15 protein-coding genes and 1 tRNA gene are annotated in these 15,326 nt (G+C 72.5%); 11 read left to right on the top strand and 5 right to left on the bottom strand.

The window, feature by feature from the left end:
- Positions 1-115: 115 nt before the first annotated feature.
- The 3 genes from M3148_RS14965 to M3148_RS14960 all read left to right on the top strand — a co-directional run bounded on the left by M3148_RS14965 (position 116) and on the right by M3148_RS14960 (position 2,933).
- Positions 116-2,158, top strand: a complete 2,043-nt coding sequence (locus M3148_RS14965; RefSeq protein WP_251305530.1) for an ATP-dependent helicase — start codon at positions 116-118, stop codon at positions 2,156-2,158.
- Positions 2,159-2,350: 192 nt separating this feature from the next.
- On the top strand, positions 2,351-2,485 hold the full coding sequence (locus tag M3148_RS18025) for a hypothetical protein (protein ID WP_285884893.1): 135 nt from the start codon (positions 2,351-2,353) through the stop codon (positions 2,483-2,485).
- A 184-nt stretch (positions 2,486-2,669) separates the two neighbouring features.
- Positions 2,670-2,933, top strand: a complete 264-nt coding sequence (locus tag M3148_RS14960) for a WhiB family transcriptional regulator (protein WP_251305573.1) — start codon at positions 2,670-2,672, stop codon at positions 2,931-2,933.
- A 1-nt stretch (position 2,934) separates the two neighbouring features.
- Here the strand turns inward: M3148_RS14960 and M3148_RS14955 are convergent, their stop codons facing one another.
- Entirely contained in the window at positions 2,935-3,966 is a 1,032-nt protein-coding gene (locus tag M3148_RS14955; RefSeq protein ID WP_251305529.1) for a thiamine biosynthesis protein ThiF, read from the bottom strand.
- Positions 3,967-4,101: 135 nt separating this feature from the next.
- On the opposite strand from M3148_RS14955, the gene M3148_RS14950 reads away from it, so the two are divergent.
- Positions 4,102-4,635: a M48 metallopeptidase family protein gene (locus M3148_RS14950; RefSeq protein ID WP_251305528.1), complete on the top strand. Its 534-nt coding sequence runs from the start codon at positions 4,102-4,104 to the stop codon at positions 4,633-4,635.
- Here M3148_RS14950 and M3148_RS14945 read toward each other — a convergent pair.
- A complete protein-coding gene (locus M3148_RS14945; protein WP_251305527.1) occupies positions 4,632-6,050 on the bottom strand; it encodes a zinc-dependent metalloprotease in 1,419 nt (472 codons plus the stop codon). The two genes, M3148_RS14950 and M3148_RS14945, sit on opposite strands and share 4 nt — an antisense overlap.
- Positions 6,051-6,188: 138 nt before the next feature.
- Here M3148_RS14945 and M3148_RS14940 point away from each other — a divergent pair, with 138 nt between their 5' ends.
- Positions 6,189-7,307: a YlbL family protein gene (locus M3148_RS14940; RefSeq protein ID WP_251305526.1), complete on the top strand. Its 1,119-nt coding sequence runs from the start codon at positions 6,189-6,191 to the stop codon at positions 7,305-7,307.
- Between the two features lie 4 nt (positions 7,308-7,311).
- Here M3148_RS14940 and M3148_RS14935 read toward each other — a convergent pair whose 3' ends face one another.
- On the bottom strand, positions 7,312-7,869 hold the full coding sequence (locus M3148_RS14935; protein ID WP_251305525.1) for a PPA1309 family protein: 558 nt from the start codon (positions 7,867-7,869) through the stop codon (positions 7,312-7,314).
- Between the two features lie 134 nt (positions 7,870-8,003).
- Here M3148_RS14935 and M3148_RS14930 point away from each other — a divergent pair, with 134 nt between their 5' ends.
- The 4 genes from M3148_RS14930 to M3148_RS18020 all read left to right on the top strand — a co-directional run bounded on the left by M3148_RS14930 (position 8,004) and on the right by M3148_RS18020 (position 12,863).
- Positions 8,004-11,075 carry a UPF0182 family membrane protein gene (locus M3148_RS14930; protein ID WP_440136958.1) on the top strand — a complete coding sequence of 1,024 codons (3,072 nt, stop codon included), beginning with the start codon at positions 8,004-8,006 and terminating at the stop codon, positions 11,073-11,075.
- A 92-nt stretch (positions 11,076-11,167) separates the two neighbouring features.
- A tRNA-Met gene (locus tag M3148_RS14925) sits at positions 11,168-11,244 on the top strand.
- A 209-nt stretch (positions 11,245-11,453) separates the two neighbouring features.
- Complete coding sequence (locus M3148_RS14920; RefSeq protein ID WP_251305522.1) at positions 11,454-11,657, top strand: helix-turn-helix domain-containing protein; 204 nt, start codon at positions 11,454-11,456, stop codon at positions 11,655-11,657.
- Between the two features lie 6 nt (positions 11,658-11,663).
- Positions 11,664-12,863 (top strand): tyrosine-type recombinase/integrase, encoded by a 1,200-nt coding sequence (locus tag M3148_RS18020; RefSeq protein WP_308203253.1) that lies wholly within the window; start codon positions 11,664-11,666, stop codon positions 12,861-12,863.
- A gap of 388 nt (positions 12,864-13,251) precedes the next feature.
- Here M3148_RS18020 and M3148_RS14905 read toward each other — a convergent pair whose 3' ends face one another.
- Entirely contained in the window at positions 13,252-13,563 is a 312-nt protein-coding gene (locus M3148_RS14905; RefSeq protein ID WP_251305520.1) for a type II toxin-antitoxin system RelE/ParE family toxin, read from the bottom strand.
- The gene (locus M3148_RS14900; RefSeq protein WP_251305514.1) at positions 13,560-13,811 is read right to left on the bottom strand and encodes an addiction module protein; all 252 of its coding nucleotides are present in this window, start codon (positions 13,809-13,811) and stop codon (positions 13,560-13,562) included. The genes M3148_RS14905 and M3148_RS14900 overlap by 4 nt, the downstream gene beginning before the upstream one ends.
- A gap of 494 nt (positions 13,812-14,305) precedes the next feature.
- Here M3148_RS14900 and M3148_RS14895 point away from each other — a divergent pair, with 494 nt between their 5' ends.
- Positions 14,306-14,518 (top strand): hypothetical protein, encoded by a 213-nt coding sequence (locus M3148_RS14895; RefSeq protein ID WP_251305512.1) that lies wholly within the window; start codon positions 14,306-14,308, stop codon positions 14,516-14,518.
- Between the two features lie 516 nt (positions 14,519-15,034).
- The coding region (locus M3148_RS14890) for a transposase (protein WP_251305510.1) at positions 15,035-15,326 on the top strand (292 nt) is incomplete at its 3' end.

The following is a 15,326-nucleotide window of genomic DNA, read 5'->3' as shown; positions in this document are numbered from 1 at the left end:
GAGGTCTCCTTCAGGTCGGGGTTCGCCGACCATAACGCCGTGCCACGACGGCGTATTTCCACGGGCCCGGGGACGGTCGGGCCGCGTGTCGGCGGGTGCTGAGACACTGGCCGCGATGACGAGCTCGACCACCCCCAGCAGCGAGGAGCTCCTCGCGGCCCTCGACGACGACCAGCGCGCCGTGGCCCAGACCCTCACCGGGCCGCTGTGCGTCCTCGCCGGCGCGGGCACCGGCAAGACCCGCGCCATCACCTATCGCATCGCCCACGGCGTGCGGGCCGGCGTCTACAGCCCGACGACCGTCCTCGCCGTCACCTTCACCGCCCGCGCCGCGGGGGAGATGCGCTCGCGGCTGCGCGACCTCGGGGTGGGCGGCGTCCAGGCGCGCACCTTCCATGCGGCCGCGCTGCGCCAGCTGTCCTACTTCTGGCCCGCCGCGATCGGCGGCGGCCTGCCGAAGATTCAGGAGCACAAGGCGCCGCTCGTCGCCGAGGCCTCCTCGCGCCTGGGCCTGGGCGTGGACCGCGTGAGCATCCGGGACCTCGCCGCCGAGATCGAGTGGGCCAAGGTCAGCCTCGTCACCGCCGAGGACTACGTGACGCGCGCCGCCGCCGCCGGCCGCGAGGAGGCGGCCGGACAGGACCGCGCCACGGTGTCGCGGCTGCTGGAAATCTACGAGGACGTCAAGACCGAGCGCGGCGTCATCGACTTCGAGGACGTCCTCCTCCTCATGGTCGGCATCCTCGAGGAGCGCGCGGACGTCGCCGCGGAGGTCCGCCGCCAGTACCGTCACTTCGTCGTCGACGAGTACCAGGACGTCTCCCCGCTCCAGCAGCGCCTCCTCGACCTGTGGCTCGGGGACCGCAACGAGCTGTGCGTCGTCGGGGACGTCTCCCAGACCATCTACTCCTTCACCGGTGCCACCCCGCGCTTCCTCACCGACTTCCCGCGCCGCTTCCCCGGCGCGGAGGTGGTCCGCCTCGTGCGTGACTACCGCTCCACGCCCCAGGTGGTGTCCCTGGCCAACAGCGTCCTCGAGCGGGCCGGGCGCCACCGCTCGAGCGCAGCCGTCCGGCTCGTGGCCCAGCGCCCCTCCGGGCCCGCGGTCCGCTTCGAGGCCTTTGACGACGACGTCGCGGAGGCCGCCGGGGTTGCCGCCCGCATCGCGGCCCTGGAGAAGTCGGGCGTGCCGCGGGGGGAGATCGCCGTCCTGTACCGCACCAACGGCCAGGCCGAGGCGCTCGAGCAGGCCCTGGCCCAGGCGGACATCGGCTACCTCGTGCGCGGCGGTGAGCGCTTCTTCTCCCGCCGGGAGGTGCGCGAGGCCGTCGTCCTCCTGCGCGGGGCGGCCCGCACGATGACCGACCACCCCATGCCCGACGCCGTCCGCGACGTCCTCGCCGGCATGGGCTGGGCCCCGGACCCGCCGGCCGCCCGTGGCGCGGTGCGCGAGCGCTGGGAGTCGCTCCAGGCGCTCGTCGCGCTCGCGGACGAGATCGCGGCCGCCCGCGGCGCCGACCTCGCCGGCCTCGTCGCCGAGCTCGAGGAACGGGCCAGCGCCCAGCACGCCCCGACCGTCTCCGGGGTCACCCTTGCCTCCCTCCACGCCGCCAAGGGCCTGGAGTGGGACGCCGTCTTCCTCGTCGGGGTGAGCGAGGGGCTGCTGCCGATCTCCCTGGCCGAGACGGAGGAGGCGGTCGCCGAGGAGCGCCGCCTGCTCTACGTGGGCGTCACCCGGGCCCGCGAGCACCTCATGCTCTCCTACGCCCGGGCCCGCACGGTCGGCGGGCGCGCGAGCCGCAAGCCCTCGCGCTTCCTCGACGGCCTGTGGCCCGAGGAGGGCGCCGCCCGCCGCCCCGCCGCCCGCGCGCCCCGGCGTGACCGCATCGCCGAGCTCACCGAGTCCGACCCCGAGGGCGCCGCCCTCGTCGAACGGCTGCGCGCCTGGCGCGGGCAGGTGGCCACCGCGATCGGCAAGCCGCCCTACACGGTCCTCCACGACACGACCCTCGCCGCGATTGCCGAGGCCAAGCCCAAGGACCTGCGCCAGCTCGGCATCCTGCGCGGCGTCGGTGCCGCCAAGCTCGAGGCCTACGGGCCCGCCGTCCTCGCCGTCGTGCGCGGCGAGGAGGTCGTCGTCGAGCCGCCCGGCGCCTGAGCCGGCCCGGGCCGCCGAGCCGCGAGATCTCGCCGGTTCCGGTCCGCCGGGAAGATCGGGACGATCTCCTCGATAAATACCTTGCCCCCCGTCACGGGACGGGCGTAATGTCCTTCTCGTCCGTGACCGAGTCGGGGCCCGTGCCTAGCCAGCACACAAGGGCCCCCATGTGCGAAGGGGAGGTGAACCGCAGTGATCACCATCATCTCGATGGAAGCCGCCAGCCGTGAGCTGGGCCGAGCTCTGCCCTGGTTCACCGGGGACCGCTCCCGCCTTCGCCCCGCGCCCGTCGGCTACGCCGAGGGCCGCGCGCTCCGGACGCCGTAGAACCGCACACGTTCTCCGCCGGACCGCGCAGCTCCCGACCGCGGTTCGCCCCTCCCGGGGACTTGCCGCAGGTCTGTCCAGACCCGGCTTCGCACTCACGGAGACTCTCGTGCAACTCACCACCCTTCTCGACCGCCTCAACGAGGGGTCCTCACAGTCGTGGCCGCTGGCCGAGGAGACGGACGTGCTCGCGCTGGTCGAGCCCACGCCGCTCGCCCCGTGCCAGGACGCGGAGGACCCCGACCTCTGGTTCGCCGAGCGCCAGGCGGACGTCGAGTTCGCCAAGACGCTGTGCCGCACCTGCCCCGTGCGCGAGGCCTGCCTCGCCGGCGCGCTCGAGCGCGCCGAGCCCTGGGGCGTGTGGGGCGGGGAGGTCTTCATCGGCGGCGCGGTCGTCGCGACCAAGCGCGGCCGCGGCCGCCCCCGGAAGCACCACCCCGCGGCCTGAGTCAGGCCTGAGCGGCGGGCACCACCCCCGTCCGCGCCGGCAGGCCGGTGCACCCGCAGTCCGGGTGCACCGGCCACTGCTGTGTCCGGGGCACCGGCCGCCGCGCGTCGACGACGAGGCTCGTGCCCGCCGTCGCCACCGGCCGGCCGTCGAGGGAGGCCACGAGCTGCCCCACGGTGACGGCGGCCGCGAGCAGGCAGGTGGCGGCCTCCACCCCGCGGGCCGGCGTGCCGAGCAGCTGCGTGGCCACCGCCGGCCACCGCTCGTCCGCCGCGGTGCGGTGCAGCTCGACGCAGCGCCCGCACGGTCCCGCCCCGGGCGTGACGAGCGGACCGACGACGACGTCCACCTCCCGCGTGACGACGAGCAGGTGGACGACGTCCTCCCGCACGAGCGGCCGCAGCCGCACCGGGTCGCTGACGTCCTGCTCGACGAGGACGACGACGTCGGGCCGGGTGCGCGCCGGCGCCGAGGTCCGCAGGTGCGGGTGCGCCAGGCGCAGCACCGCCCGGCCCCGCTCCCCGCGCTCCTTGCCGACGTCGTGCAGACCGTAGCCGCCCAGCCCGACGTCGTCGCGCCGGACGCGCGCCCGGTCCTCCACGAGCAGCGTCCCCACTCCGGCGGACGCGAGACCCGAGGCGACGAGGAGCCCGAGCCGGCCCAGGCCGAGGACGGCCACCGTCGCGGCGCCGCGACGGGCGACGACGTCGCTAGCGTCACGCTGCGCCACCCGCGACCAGTGGTCGACCTCCGCGCCCAGGCCCCGGTGGTCGAGGGACGGGTCGCGGGCCCGCTCCAGCGCGCCGCAGCCCTCGAGTCGCGCCAGCAGCTCCCGCGCCCGGCCGGCGCGCACCCCGAGCTCGCGTCCGCGGGCGAGGAACGCGGCCTCGCTCGTCTCCCGCTCCAGGCCGTCGAGCAGTTGCTGCTCCTCGCCGGTGAGCCCGTCGAGGACGACGGCGAGGTCCGGGTCCGCGTGGACCTGGCTGCTGCCCTCCTGGCGCCACAGCACGTGGGTGCCTGGTCGTAGTCGCATGTGCCCTCCCACCCCGAGGATGGCAGCGGGCCGACCGGCGCGGCGCAGGTGCACCGGCGCCCTGTGGACAGCCGCGCCTGTGGACGGGCCGGCCCGCGCGGCCGAGCTGTCGGTGGCCCGCCGTAGATTGGTGTCATGTCGGAGATCGAGGTCAGACGCAGCCGCCGGCGCACGCGGACGGTTCAGGCCTTCCGCGAGAACGGGCGCACCGTCGTCGCCATCCCGGACCGCTTCACCGCGGCCGAGGAGGCGGAGTGGGTGGCGCGGATGGTCGAGCGGCTCGAGCGCACCGGTCGCCGCCGCCGACCGTCGGACGCGCAGCTCGCCACCCGCGCCGAGCAGCTGTCCGCGCGCTACCTCGAGGGCCGGGCACGCCCGCAGTCCGTCGCCTGGGTGGGCAACCAGACCACGCGCTGGGGCTCGTGCACGCCGGGCACCGGGACCATCCGCATCTCCGAGCAGGTCAAGGGGATGCCCCCGTGGGTGCTGGACTACGTGCTCGTCCACGAGCTCGCCCACCTGCTCGTCGGCGGCCACGGGCCCGACTTCTGGGCCTGGGTCGAGCGCTACCCACAGACCGAGCGGGCCCGCGGCTTCCTGGACGGCGTCTCCTTCGCCCGCCGGCTCGAGGGCCGGGAGGCACCCGAGCCCGGCGGGACGGAGGACTAGCGGGGGTCGCCCTCGGCGTCGTCCTGCGCGGCGTCCGGGCCCTCGGCCTGCTCGGCCTCGGCGAAGATGCTCGCGAGGGCGGCGTCGACGTCCTCGTCCGCGCTCGCGGCGGCGTCGCGGGCGGCGACGAAGCCCTTCGGGTCGTCGAGCTCCTCGGCGGTCGGCATGAGGTCGGGGTGGGACCACAGGGCGTCACGCGCCTCGACACCGCGCTGCTCGGCCAGGTGCGTCCACAGCGCCGCGGCCTCCCGCAGCCGCCGCGGCCGCAGCTCGAGCCCGACGAGCGAGGCGAAGGTCTGCTCCGCCGGACCACCTGCAGCCCGGCGGCGGCGGACCATCTCGCGCAGGGGGACGGCGTGCGGCAGGTGCGGGGCCACGGCCTGGCCGGCCACGACCTCCACCCAGCCCTCGACCAGCGCCAGCGCCGTCTCGAGCCGGACCAGCGCCGCGCGCTGCGCGTCGCTCTGCTCCAGCGCGAAGACGCCGCCGGAGAAGGCCTCGCGCAGGGACTCGGGGTCGCTCGGGTCCAGACCCCGGACGGCCTCCTCGATCGCCCCGGTGTCGATGGAGATCTCCCGGGCGTAGGCCTCGACGGTGCCCAGGAGGTGGGCGCGCAGCCACGGCACGTGCGCGAAGAGCCGCGCGTGGGCGACCTCCCGGACGGCGAGGAAGAGGCGCACCTCCTCCGCGGGCGCGTCCAGGCCCTCGGCGAAGGCGTCGACGTTGGCGGGGACCAGGGCGGCATCGTGGCCCTCGACGAGCGGCAGGCCGGTGTCGGACGCGCCGAAGGCCTCCCCGGCGAGCGTGCCCACGGCCTGGCCCACCTGCATCCCGAAGACGGCGCCCCCGAGCTGGCGGATCATGCCGCCGCCCGCACCGGCGCCCAGGCCGGCCGCGAGCGGGTGGTCGCCGAGCTCCCGGGTCTGCTCCTCCAGGACGCGCTCCAGCGCGCGGGCCACGGAGGTGGCGATCGGCTCGGCGAGCGTCTTCCACGTCGGCAGCGTCTCGCGGGCCCAGTCCGAGCGGGACCACGCCCGCGTGGCGCCGCCGCTGGGGCCGAGCTCGGTGACGGCGTCCAGCCACAGGTCGGCCACGCGCAGCGCCTCGGTGGCCTCGGCCGCCCGGGCGGCGGTGACGGTGACGTCACCGGTCTGGCGGACCACCTGGGTGGCGACGTCACCGGCGAGCGCCCAGTTGACGGGGTCGGTGCCGCCGGCGGCGAGGATGTGCTGCATCTGGCCGAGCATCAGCGCGAGCTGGTTGCGGTCCTGGGGGAGGCCGGCGGCGCTGGCCATCGCCTCCGGGTCGAGGCCCGCGGCGCGCATCGCGGCCATGGCCTCGTCGGCGGCCTGCGGCCCGAGCATGGAGCGCAGCAGCGCCTCCCAGCTCTCCTCACCGGCGGGGTCCTGGCTCATTCGACAGCTCCGATCCTTCGGGGGGCACCACGGTAACCCCGCGGCCCGGGGCTCAGAGCACGGCAGGAGCGGTTTCGCCGAGGGCGTGACGAGGCGGGACGGTTCGGCCTGCCGCCCGCCCGGGGTGATGATGTGGCGGTGCGCCTGCGACCCGACCACCCCGCGGTGACCGACGACGACCGGCCGCTGCTCACCCCTCGGACGGTGACCGCGGCCGTCGCCGGTGCGGTGACCTTCGTCCTCGCCCTGGCGATGCTCGTCATCACCCCGCCCTACGCGATCCAGAGCCCCGGACCGACGGTCGACACCCTCGGGGACGCGCCCGGCACCGACGTCCCGCTCATCACCGTCGAGGGCACCGAGACCTACCCGACCGACGGGGAGCTGCGGCTCACCACCGTCTCCACGCGCGGCGGGCCGGGCTTCCCGGCCACGGCCGCCCAGGTCGTCGGCGGCTGGCTCTCGGGGACGACGACGGTCATGCCGCGGGAGGCCGCCTTCGACCCCGAGCAGACCCGGGAGGACGTCGAGCAGGAGTCGACCCTGCAGATGAGCTCCTCGCAGACCAACGCCACGGTCGCGGCGCTCACCGAGCTCGGCTACGACGTGCCCACCGAGCTGCGCGTCGCCGGCACCAGCCCCCACGGCCCGACCACGGGGCTGCTCGAGGAGGGGGACACTCTCGTCAGCATCGCCGCCGGCGCCGGACCCACCGAGCTCACCTCCTTCGCCGTGCTCAGTGACGTCCTCGCCGACACCCCGCCCGGGTCGACCGTCACCCTCGGTGTCGAGCGCGCGGGGGAGGAGACGCCGGTGGAGGTCGTCACCGCCGACGACGGCGACGGCGGCAGCTTGCTCGGCGTGATGATCTCCCCGGAGGTCGAGCTGCCCGTCGACGTCGGCTTCGCCATCGAGAACATCGGCGGCCCGAGCGCGGGACTCATGCTCACGCTCGGGATCGTCGACATGCTCACCCCCGGCTCGCTGACCGGCGGCGCCGTCGTCGCGGGCACCGGCACGGTCGACCTCGCCGGTGACGTCGGCCCCATCGGCGGCATTGCCCAGAAGCTCGCCGGTGCCGAGCGCGACGGCGCCGAGTGGTTCCTCGCGCCGGTGGAGAACTGCGACGAGGTCACCGGCGCGGTGCCGGACGGGCTGGAGGTCGTGGCCGTCGACACCGTCTCCGACGCCGTCGCGGCGCTCGAGGCCGTGACGGAGGGACGCACCGGGGACCTCGAGCGCTGCCCGGCCCCCTGAGCCTTCAGGCGAAGGTCGCGCGCAGCGCCTCGACGAGCCCGGGCACGGCGTCCGGGGAGCCGCCCACGGCGTCCTCGGAGTCGTGCGCACGCGAGCGCAACGCGCACCACGACTCCCCGGTGCGCAGCACCCCCGCGACGATCCGCACGTCCTGCCGGTCCGGGTGCGCCTCGAGGTAGGCGACGGCCGCCTCCGGGTCCTGCGGCATGTCCGTCTCCGCCTCCGGCGGCACGACGATGCGCTCGACGACGATCGCGGCGCCGTCGACCTCCTCGGGCCAGCCGAGCTGGGCGAGGAGCTCCTCGAGGGTGCCGGCCGGCGGCAGGCCGTCCTGCTCGACGGACAGCAGGTGCTCGGGGTCCAGGCGCGCCGACTCCTCCGCGCCCTCGGGCAGCTCGGCGGCGAGCGCGGGGTTGACCGCCAGCGCCGCGGCCGTGCGCACGAGGGAGAACACGAGGACGGGGGAGTCCCAGCCGAGCGAGCCGACGTGACGCTCGATGTCGCGGACCGCCTCGGCGAGGGCGCGCTGGCGGGGGCTGGGTTCGATGGGGGAAGCCGTCATGGGCCCATGATCGCGCACCTCGGGAGGGGGAGGCGAGCGGCGCGTGTGGGAACCTAGAGGGCGGGCGGCGCGTTGTTCCGGCAGGGGCGACCCACGCCGCCTCCCGACAGCTCCACGACCGAAGGTGCCACCACGTGACGACCTCTTCCGTCCCACGACCACCGCGGCCCGCGGCAGGCCGACGACGCGGCGCACTCGTGCCCACTCTCGTCATCCTCGCGGTCCTCGCGGCGATCCTCATGATCACCGCCCAGTTCTGGACGGAGGTGCTGTGGTTCTCGCACCTGGACTTCGAGGAGGTCCTGTGGCGGGAGTGGACCACCCGAGCGGTGCTCTTCGCCATCGGCTTCCTCGTCATGGGCGTGTCCGTCTGGCTCGGCCTGCGCCTGGCCTACCGCTCGCGTCCCATCTACGCGCCGGTCACCCCTGAGCAGCAGAACCTCGACCGCTACCGCGAGAGCGTGGAGCCGCTTCGCCGCCTCGTGATGATCGGCGCCCCTCTCGTACTGGGCGTCTTCTCGGGCATTTCGGCGAGCGGAAACTGGCGCTCGGTGCTCATGTGGCTCAACCGTGAGCCCTTCGGCACCACCGACCCGGAGTTCGACATCGACGTCGGCTTCTTCGTCTTCACGCTGCCGGTGCTGCGTACGCTCGTCTCCTTCCTCATGACGGTCGTCCTCATCACGCTGGTCGCCTCGCTCGTCACGCACTACCTCTACGGCGGCATCCAGCTCGCCGGCCGTCCGCAGCGGGTGACGCGCGCGGCGCGGGTCCAGCTGTCGGTCATGGCCGCCGTCTTCGTCCTCCTCATCGGGGCGAACTACTGGCTGGACCGCTACTCGCTGCTCGTGGAGGAGAACGAGCGGTTCGCCGGTGCCTCCTACGCCGACATCAACGCCAACCTGCCCGGCCGCGAGATCCTCGCCGTCATCGCGGTCATCATCGCGATCCTCTTCATCGTCGCCGCCTTCCGCGGGAGCTGGATGCTGCCGGCCGCGGGCGTCGGCGTCATGATCGTCTCCGGCGTTGTCATCGGCGGGATCTACCCCGCCGTCGTCCAGCGCTTCCAGGTGACGCCGAACGCCGTCGAGGCGGAGTCGCCGTTCATCCAGCGCAACATCGACGCGACGCTCGTCGCGTACGGCCTGGACGACGTCGAGACCCAGACCTACGACGCCGTCACCGAGGCGGAGGCCGGCCAGCTGCGCAACGACTCCGAGTCCACAGCCAGCATCCGGCTCCTCGACCCGAACATCGTCAGCCCCACCTTCCGCCAGCTCCAGCAGAACCGGCAGTACTACGACTTCGCTACGACGCTGGCCGTGGACCGCTACGAGATCGACGGCGAGAAGCGTGACACCGTCATCGCGATCCGTGAGCTCAACCAGGACGGCCTGGGCAACGACCAGCGCACCTGGGTCAACGACCACACGGTCTACACCCACGGCTTCGGTGCAGTCGCCGCGTACGGCAACACCGTCGCCGGGGACGGCCAGCCGGCCTTCTTCGAGTACGGGATCCCGAGCGTCGGTGAGCTCGGCGAGTACGAGGAGCGGGTCTACTTCGGGCAGAACACCCCGGGCTACTCGATCGTCGGCGCCCCCGAGGGCACCGAGCCGTGGGAGCTGGACTACCCGAACGACGACGCCGACCAGGGGCAGGTCAACACCACCTACGAGGGGGACGGCGGGCCGAGCCTCGGCAACTTCTGGAACCAGCTGCTCTACGCGATCCGCATGGGCTCGGAGCAGATCCTGTTCTCCGACCGCGTGAACTCCGAGTCGCAGATCCTCTACGACCGCGACCCCCACGAGCGCGTCCAGAAGGTGGCGCCCTACCTCACCCTCGACGCGCGCGCCTACCCCGCTATCGTCGACATGGACGGGGACGAGTCCACCCCCAAGGAGCTCGTGTGGATCGTCGACGGCTACACGACGACGAACGAGTACCCCTACTCGGCTCGTGAGTCGCTCGAGGACGCGACGACCGACGCCCTGACCGACGAGCTCGGTGGCGTCGTCGTGGGCCCCGCGCCGGAGGAGGTCAACTACATCCGCAACTCCGTCAAGGCGGTCGTCAACGCCTACGACGGCGAGGTGACGCTCTACGAGTGGGACGAGGAGGACCCGATCCTCAAGACCTGGCAGAACGTCTTCCCCGACCACATCTCCCCGCGGGCGGAGATCAGCGGCGACCTCATGAGCCACCTGCGCTACCCCGAGGACCTCTTCAAGGTCCAGCGCGAGCTGCTCAGCCGCTACCACGTGACGGATGCGGCCTCCTTCTACTCCGGTGGAAACTTCTGGAACATCCCCAACGACCCGACCGCGGCCGAGGGTGTGCCGCAGCCGCCGTACTACCTGACGATGCAGATGCCGGGGCAGGAGACCGCCGAGTTCTCGCTCACCTCGAGCTTCATCCCGGGCGGGCAGACCGACCGGAACATCCTCACCGGCTTCCTCGCGGTGGACTCGGAGACCGGCAACACCCCGGGCGAGGTGAGAGAGGGCTTCGGGCAGCTGCGGCTCCTCGAGCTTCCCTCGGACGTCACGGTGCCCGGCCCGGGCCAGGTGCAGAACACCTTCAACTCCAACCCGACGATCTCCACTGAGCTCAACCTGCTCCAGCAGGGTGGCTCGCAGGTGCTGCACGGCAACCTCCTCACCGTCCCGGTGGGCGGCGGCCTGCTCTACGTGCAGCCGGTCTACGTCCAGGCATCAGCCGGCACGCAGTACCCCCTCCTGCAGTACGTACTCGTCGCCTTCGGTGACGAGATCGGCTTCGCGCCGACGCTGACCGAGGCGCTCGACCAGGTCTTCGGTGGTGACTCGGGTGCCGAGGGCGGGGACGCCGACGTCGTCGACGAGACGCCCGAGGGCGAGACACCCGAGGGGGAGACGCCGGAGGGCACCACAGAGGTCGACGCCGCGGCGCAGGAACGCCTCACCCGAGCGCTGGCCGACGCGAACCAGGCCCTCCAGGACGGCCAGGCGGCCCTCACCGAGGGTGACTGGACGACCTACGGCGAGGCGCAGTCCCGCCTCCAGGCCGCGCTCGCGGAGGCGGCCGAGGCCCAGCAGGAGCTCGACGCCGCGGCGGGCGAGGTCCCCGCGCCCGAGGACGGCGCGACCCCGCCGGCCGACGGTGAGGGCGAGTCGCCCGCCGACGGCACACCGCCCGAGGGCGGCGACGACGGCGGAGGCTGAGCCGGCCGCGGCGGTCCGGCGGGTGGTGAGTCACCTCACTGCCCGCCGGATTGCCACCGGGGGTCACCGCCGCGTAGGGTGGTGATTACCGACGCGGGGTGGAGCAGTTCGGTAGCTCGCCGGGCTCATAACCCGGAGGTCGCAGGTTCAAATCCTGCCCCCGCTACCAGATCAGGCCCGGGAATCCACGGATTCCCGGGCCTGAGGCGTCTAGAGATTTGATCTACCCTCCACAAACCCTCCACTTTGACCTCCTCGTCGAGGTCGGGTCGGGTCTGCCGTGCGGTCGTCGCCGGTCGCTGCCGGGGTGTCACGGCTGCCACGGCGCGTCCCGCGCACCTGGCGGGCATGGGAACCTCGACGACACGGTTGGGCGGGTTGGAACCGCTCCTGGACGTCCAGGAGCTCGCCGAGTACCTCGGCGTGCCCGTCCGGACGATCTACGACTGGCGGCAGACCGGGCACGGTCCTCGCGGCTTCCGCGTCGGCAGGCACCTGAAGTTCGCCGTCTCCGACGTCGCGGCGTGGGTCGAGGCCCAGCGCAACGCCACGGCGGACCGCCGCGATCGCTCGGCGGGGTGAGCTGAGGTGGCGCGGCCCCGCACCCCGATCGGCACGTTCGGTGACATCGAGTTCACGGCTCTGGCCAACGGGGTGGTCCGCGCCCGGGTGCGCGTCCGGGACCTCGTCGGTCGGCTCCGGCGGGTCGAGGCGCGCAGCCCGACGCGCAAGGCGGCCGAGCACCGCCTGAAGGAAAGACTCTCCCGCCGGGCCGACTACGCCATCGGGACCGGCGAGCTGACCCCCGACGCCTCCTTCGGGCGCCTCGTCGACCTCTGGCTGGAGGATCTCGACCTGGAGGGCAAGCTCGCACCGAGCACCAGGGCGCTCTACGAACGCAACATGCGGCAGCTGGTGATGCCCGCCTTCGAGCACTACACGCTGCGCGAGATCAGCGTCGCGAAGGTCGACAGGTTCATCAAGGCGCTGGCCACCGCCCGGAGCTACAGCATGGCCAAGCAGGCGCGCACCGTCCTCAGCCTCGCGCTCGGCCTGGCGGTCCGCTACGACGCGCTCCGGGAGAACCCGGTGCGGGACACGGTCCGGTTGAGGAAGCCGCCGACTCGGGCGATGGCCCTGACCCTGGACCAGGTGGACGCGATCCGGGCCGCTGTGCGGGGATGGCGCCGAGAGCCCGGGATACCCGGACCGCCGCCGGACGGCCAGCTCGACCAGATCATCGAGGTCATGCTCGGTACCTCGGCCCGGATCGGCGAGGTGCTGGCGATCCGAAAGTGTGACGTCGACGTCACCGTCTCGCCCGCCACCGTCCGGTTCAGCGGGACGATCGTCTCGCCCACGGGCAAGCCGACCCACCGGCAGCCGCACCCCAAGACGGCCAAGTCGGCCCGAACCGTCGCGGTGCCGTCGTTCACCGCTGAGGTGCTGCGCGAGCGGCTCGTCGCGATCGCCGACGAGGACGCGGAGCACCTGATCTTCTTCAGCCGTAACCACACGCCGCTGACGACCAACAACGTGCGCCGGCGCCTGCGCGCCATCCTGGACGAGGCCGGCATCTCGGGGGTCACGCCGCACTCGTTCCGCCGGACCGTCGCGACGGTGATCGACCGGGCAAGCGGTGCGGACCTCGCGGCCGAGATGCTCGGCCACACCTCGTCCCAGATCACCAAGGAGCACTACATCGAGCCCGACGAGAAGGTGAACCCGGTGACCGCCGAGATCCTCGAGTCACTCGCTCCTCGTGACAGCAGCACCGACGAGAAGTGAACGCAGGGAGCGGTGGTGAGGAGCCCTCACCACCGCTCTCTCCCCCTGAGGTCGGCGTCTGCACCGAAGGGAATCGTCTGCCCACCGGCGCGTCCGCGGTCGTGATGAGTCATCACCACCGCTCTCTTCCCCCAAAGCGCGCTCGTCGAACCCCGGGCGCAGGCCGACTTCGGCCTGCTCACCGTCCACAAGTGGGATCGCTCGATCATGTGGACAGTTTCGCGGGGGTGCGTTACCGAGAACGTACGGGGTGCCTGACCCCGTACGCACCCCGTACGCACCCTGACGAGGAGCATCAGCCCAGGTCCAGATGCGTACGGGGCAATCGTCGCCGCGGGTGGTCGACTGGTCTCAGACACTCTGCCCGAGACCGGCGGCGAACCGTTGATCAGTCGCCCACCCGGTGCTTCCAGTACCCCGGCAGGCGCCTCTCATGGGCGTAGGCGACGATCACGACCTCGTCATTGGCAACGTGGTAGATCACCCCGTAGGGGAAGCCGGGCACGCCCTTGCGCCGGACGACTGGCTCACGGTCCCAATCGCGGATCGGTGGCCATGCGTCGGGCATCGCGGCGATGCTCCGCCGTGCCTGGCGCGTCGCATCAAGGAACTCCTGGCCGGTGGCCGAGTCGTCGTACCAAATGGCTCCGGCACGAAGCTCGGCGCGCGCCTCGGGATGCTCGCGCTGGGCGAGCGTCACCGGCGCTTCGACGCGAGCTCAGCTGAAAGGAGCCGGTACGTCTCGTCCGCGTCGACCAGTTCGACCTTGCCCGCAAGGATGTCGTTGATCCGCGAGCCGACCTCATCGCGCCAGGCGACCTCGACCTCCGCCGGATCCGTGTCGGCGTCTTGATCCACGCTGAGCCTAAGCATGCGAGCAGCTTCCAGGCGCTCATCAGGGGTGAGCGAGTAGCCCGCCTCGATGTACTCCGTCAGCTTCGGGGTCATGCATCGATGGTACGGCGGCGCACCGACGTCGGCCAGGACTGTGGAGCACGGCGACAGTGCAGTCCACCCCGAGAATGTGCCCGAGAAGCTCCCGTTCGACTACCAGGTGCGCCGTCGGCGCCAGAGGCACAAACGTGTAGCACGATGCACACCGGCACCGCGGGCTCGTCGTCGAGAACTACGCCGTCCTGCGAGCGGTCGCACTGGGGCTCAGATACCTCACGAACGAGCCGAGCCAGGGGCCGAATTGTAGTCCTCACACCTCTGGCACCAGAGGCGGTTGCTGTTACGTCCGCACGGAAGGGAGGCGCGTGATGGACGAGCTGTCAGACATCCAGATCGACCCGGGAAACTGTCCGCGTTGCGGCGCACCGGTCCCGCGACAAAGAACGGGACGCCCCGCTACGTGGTGCTCGCAGTCGTGCCGGCGCGCGGCATACGAGGAGAGGCGTGCGGCCGCACGTGGCGCGATCGCGGTGCATGTCGTCGACCGGGTGACCACGAAGACGGTCGAGAAGGAGCATGGGATCGAGGACTGCGTCGGCCGGGTGCTTGCGTCACCGGTGGCATGCACGGTGCTGCTCGAGGCGCTGGTAGAGCACCTCGTGGACGAGCAGAAAATGTGGGACCCGAAATGGGCGCGGACCGTCGGCGTCGCGGTGCGCGTCGGCGGCACGTTGGCGTTCGCGCGGACGCGCACTCGATGAGCGTGCGGTGCTGTCATGGTGTTCACCGGAGGCCGCGAGTGCGGCAAGAACGGAGTGCGCGGTGCCGATGGCCCCGGCGCAGCCGATTGAAGACCGCAGCTGTGGCGCGCACGGGGCCCCGCCACCGGAACACATCACCGGACGGGCCATACGGACACCGGTCAGAGGGGCGAACACGCTGGCCCGCGCCGTTCTCGTAGCGGGTTCGTCTTACGGAATTCGGAAACCTTGACGCCCCGCCGGCGATGAGCGCGAACCTGGCACGACCGCCGGGGCACCAACCTCGCCACCCGGTGGCCCGTCGTGTGAGCCACTACACTGACGTCAATAGTCCCCGTAGGCAGTATCGAGCGAAGGGGAGCAACATGCTTGTCGTCATCGGTCTGATCCTGCTAGACCGGTGCTTTCACGGCGGAGCGGGGTGAGGTCGTGTCGGTGAACTGAAAAGTGCTCCTGAACTGGGACGATATGGATTGTCGAGGTCCATGTCAGCCGAGTTCGAGGAGCACCTTCCAGGTGAAGAAGACTACGCGGTTCTATCCCCGTGTTCAGGTCGACACGAGCACCACCTCCAGGGCGGTGGGTCAGGCCGGTGGGGTGCTGCTCACCGAGGCCGTCACCGCGACCGGGCTCGGCCTGGAGCTGTCGGCGGCGCTTGGCCGGTGGCGCAAGCCGTTGGCGGTGCACGACCCCGCGAAGGTCGTGCTGGACCTGGCCGTGACGCTCGCCCTGGGCGGGGAATGCCTGGCCGACATCGCGCTGCTGCGCGCCGAGCCCGGCGTGTATGGACCGGTGGCCTCCGATGCCA

Source organism: Georgenia satyanarayanai, from assembly GCF_023715365.1.
Lineage (GTDB): Bacteria > Actinomycetota > Actinomycetes > Actinomycetales > Actinomycetaceae > Oceanitalea > Oceanitalea satyanarayanai_B.
Note: the sequence above shows the minus strand (reverse complement) of the source record. Positions and strands in the feature narration are given on the sequence as shown.

Bases quoted from the DNA above. Each gene is read 5' to 3' on its own strand.
- M3148_RS14900 (WP_251305514.1), bottom strand. From the start codon at position 13,811: ATGACCCCGAAGCTGACGGAGTACATCGAGGCGGGCTACTCGCTCACC.
- M3148_RS14935 (WP_251305525.1), bottom strand. From the start codon at position 7,869: ATGACGGCTTCCCCCATCGAACCCAGCCCCCGCCAGCGCGCCCTCGCC.
- M3148_RS14965 (WP_251305530.1), top strand. From the start codon at position 116: ATGACGAGCTCGACCACCCCCAGCAGCGAGGAGCTCCTCGCGGCCCTC.
- M3148_RS14955 (WP_251305529.1), bottom strand. From the start codon at position 3,966: ATGCGACTACGACCAGGCACCCACGTGCTGTGGCGCCAGGAGGGCAGC.
- M3148_RS14945 (WP_251305527.1), bottom strand. From the start codon at position 6,050: ATGAGCCAGGACCCCGCCGGTGAGGAGAGCTGGGAGGCGCTGCTGCGC.
- M3148_RS14950 (WP_251305528.1), top strand. From the start codon at position 4,102: ATGTCGGAGATCGAGGTCAGACGCAGCCGCCGGCGCACGCGGACGGTT.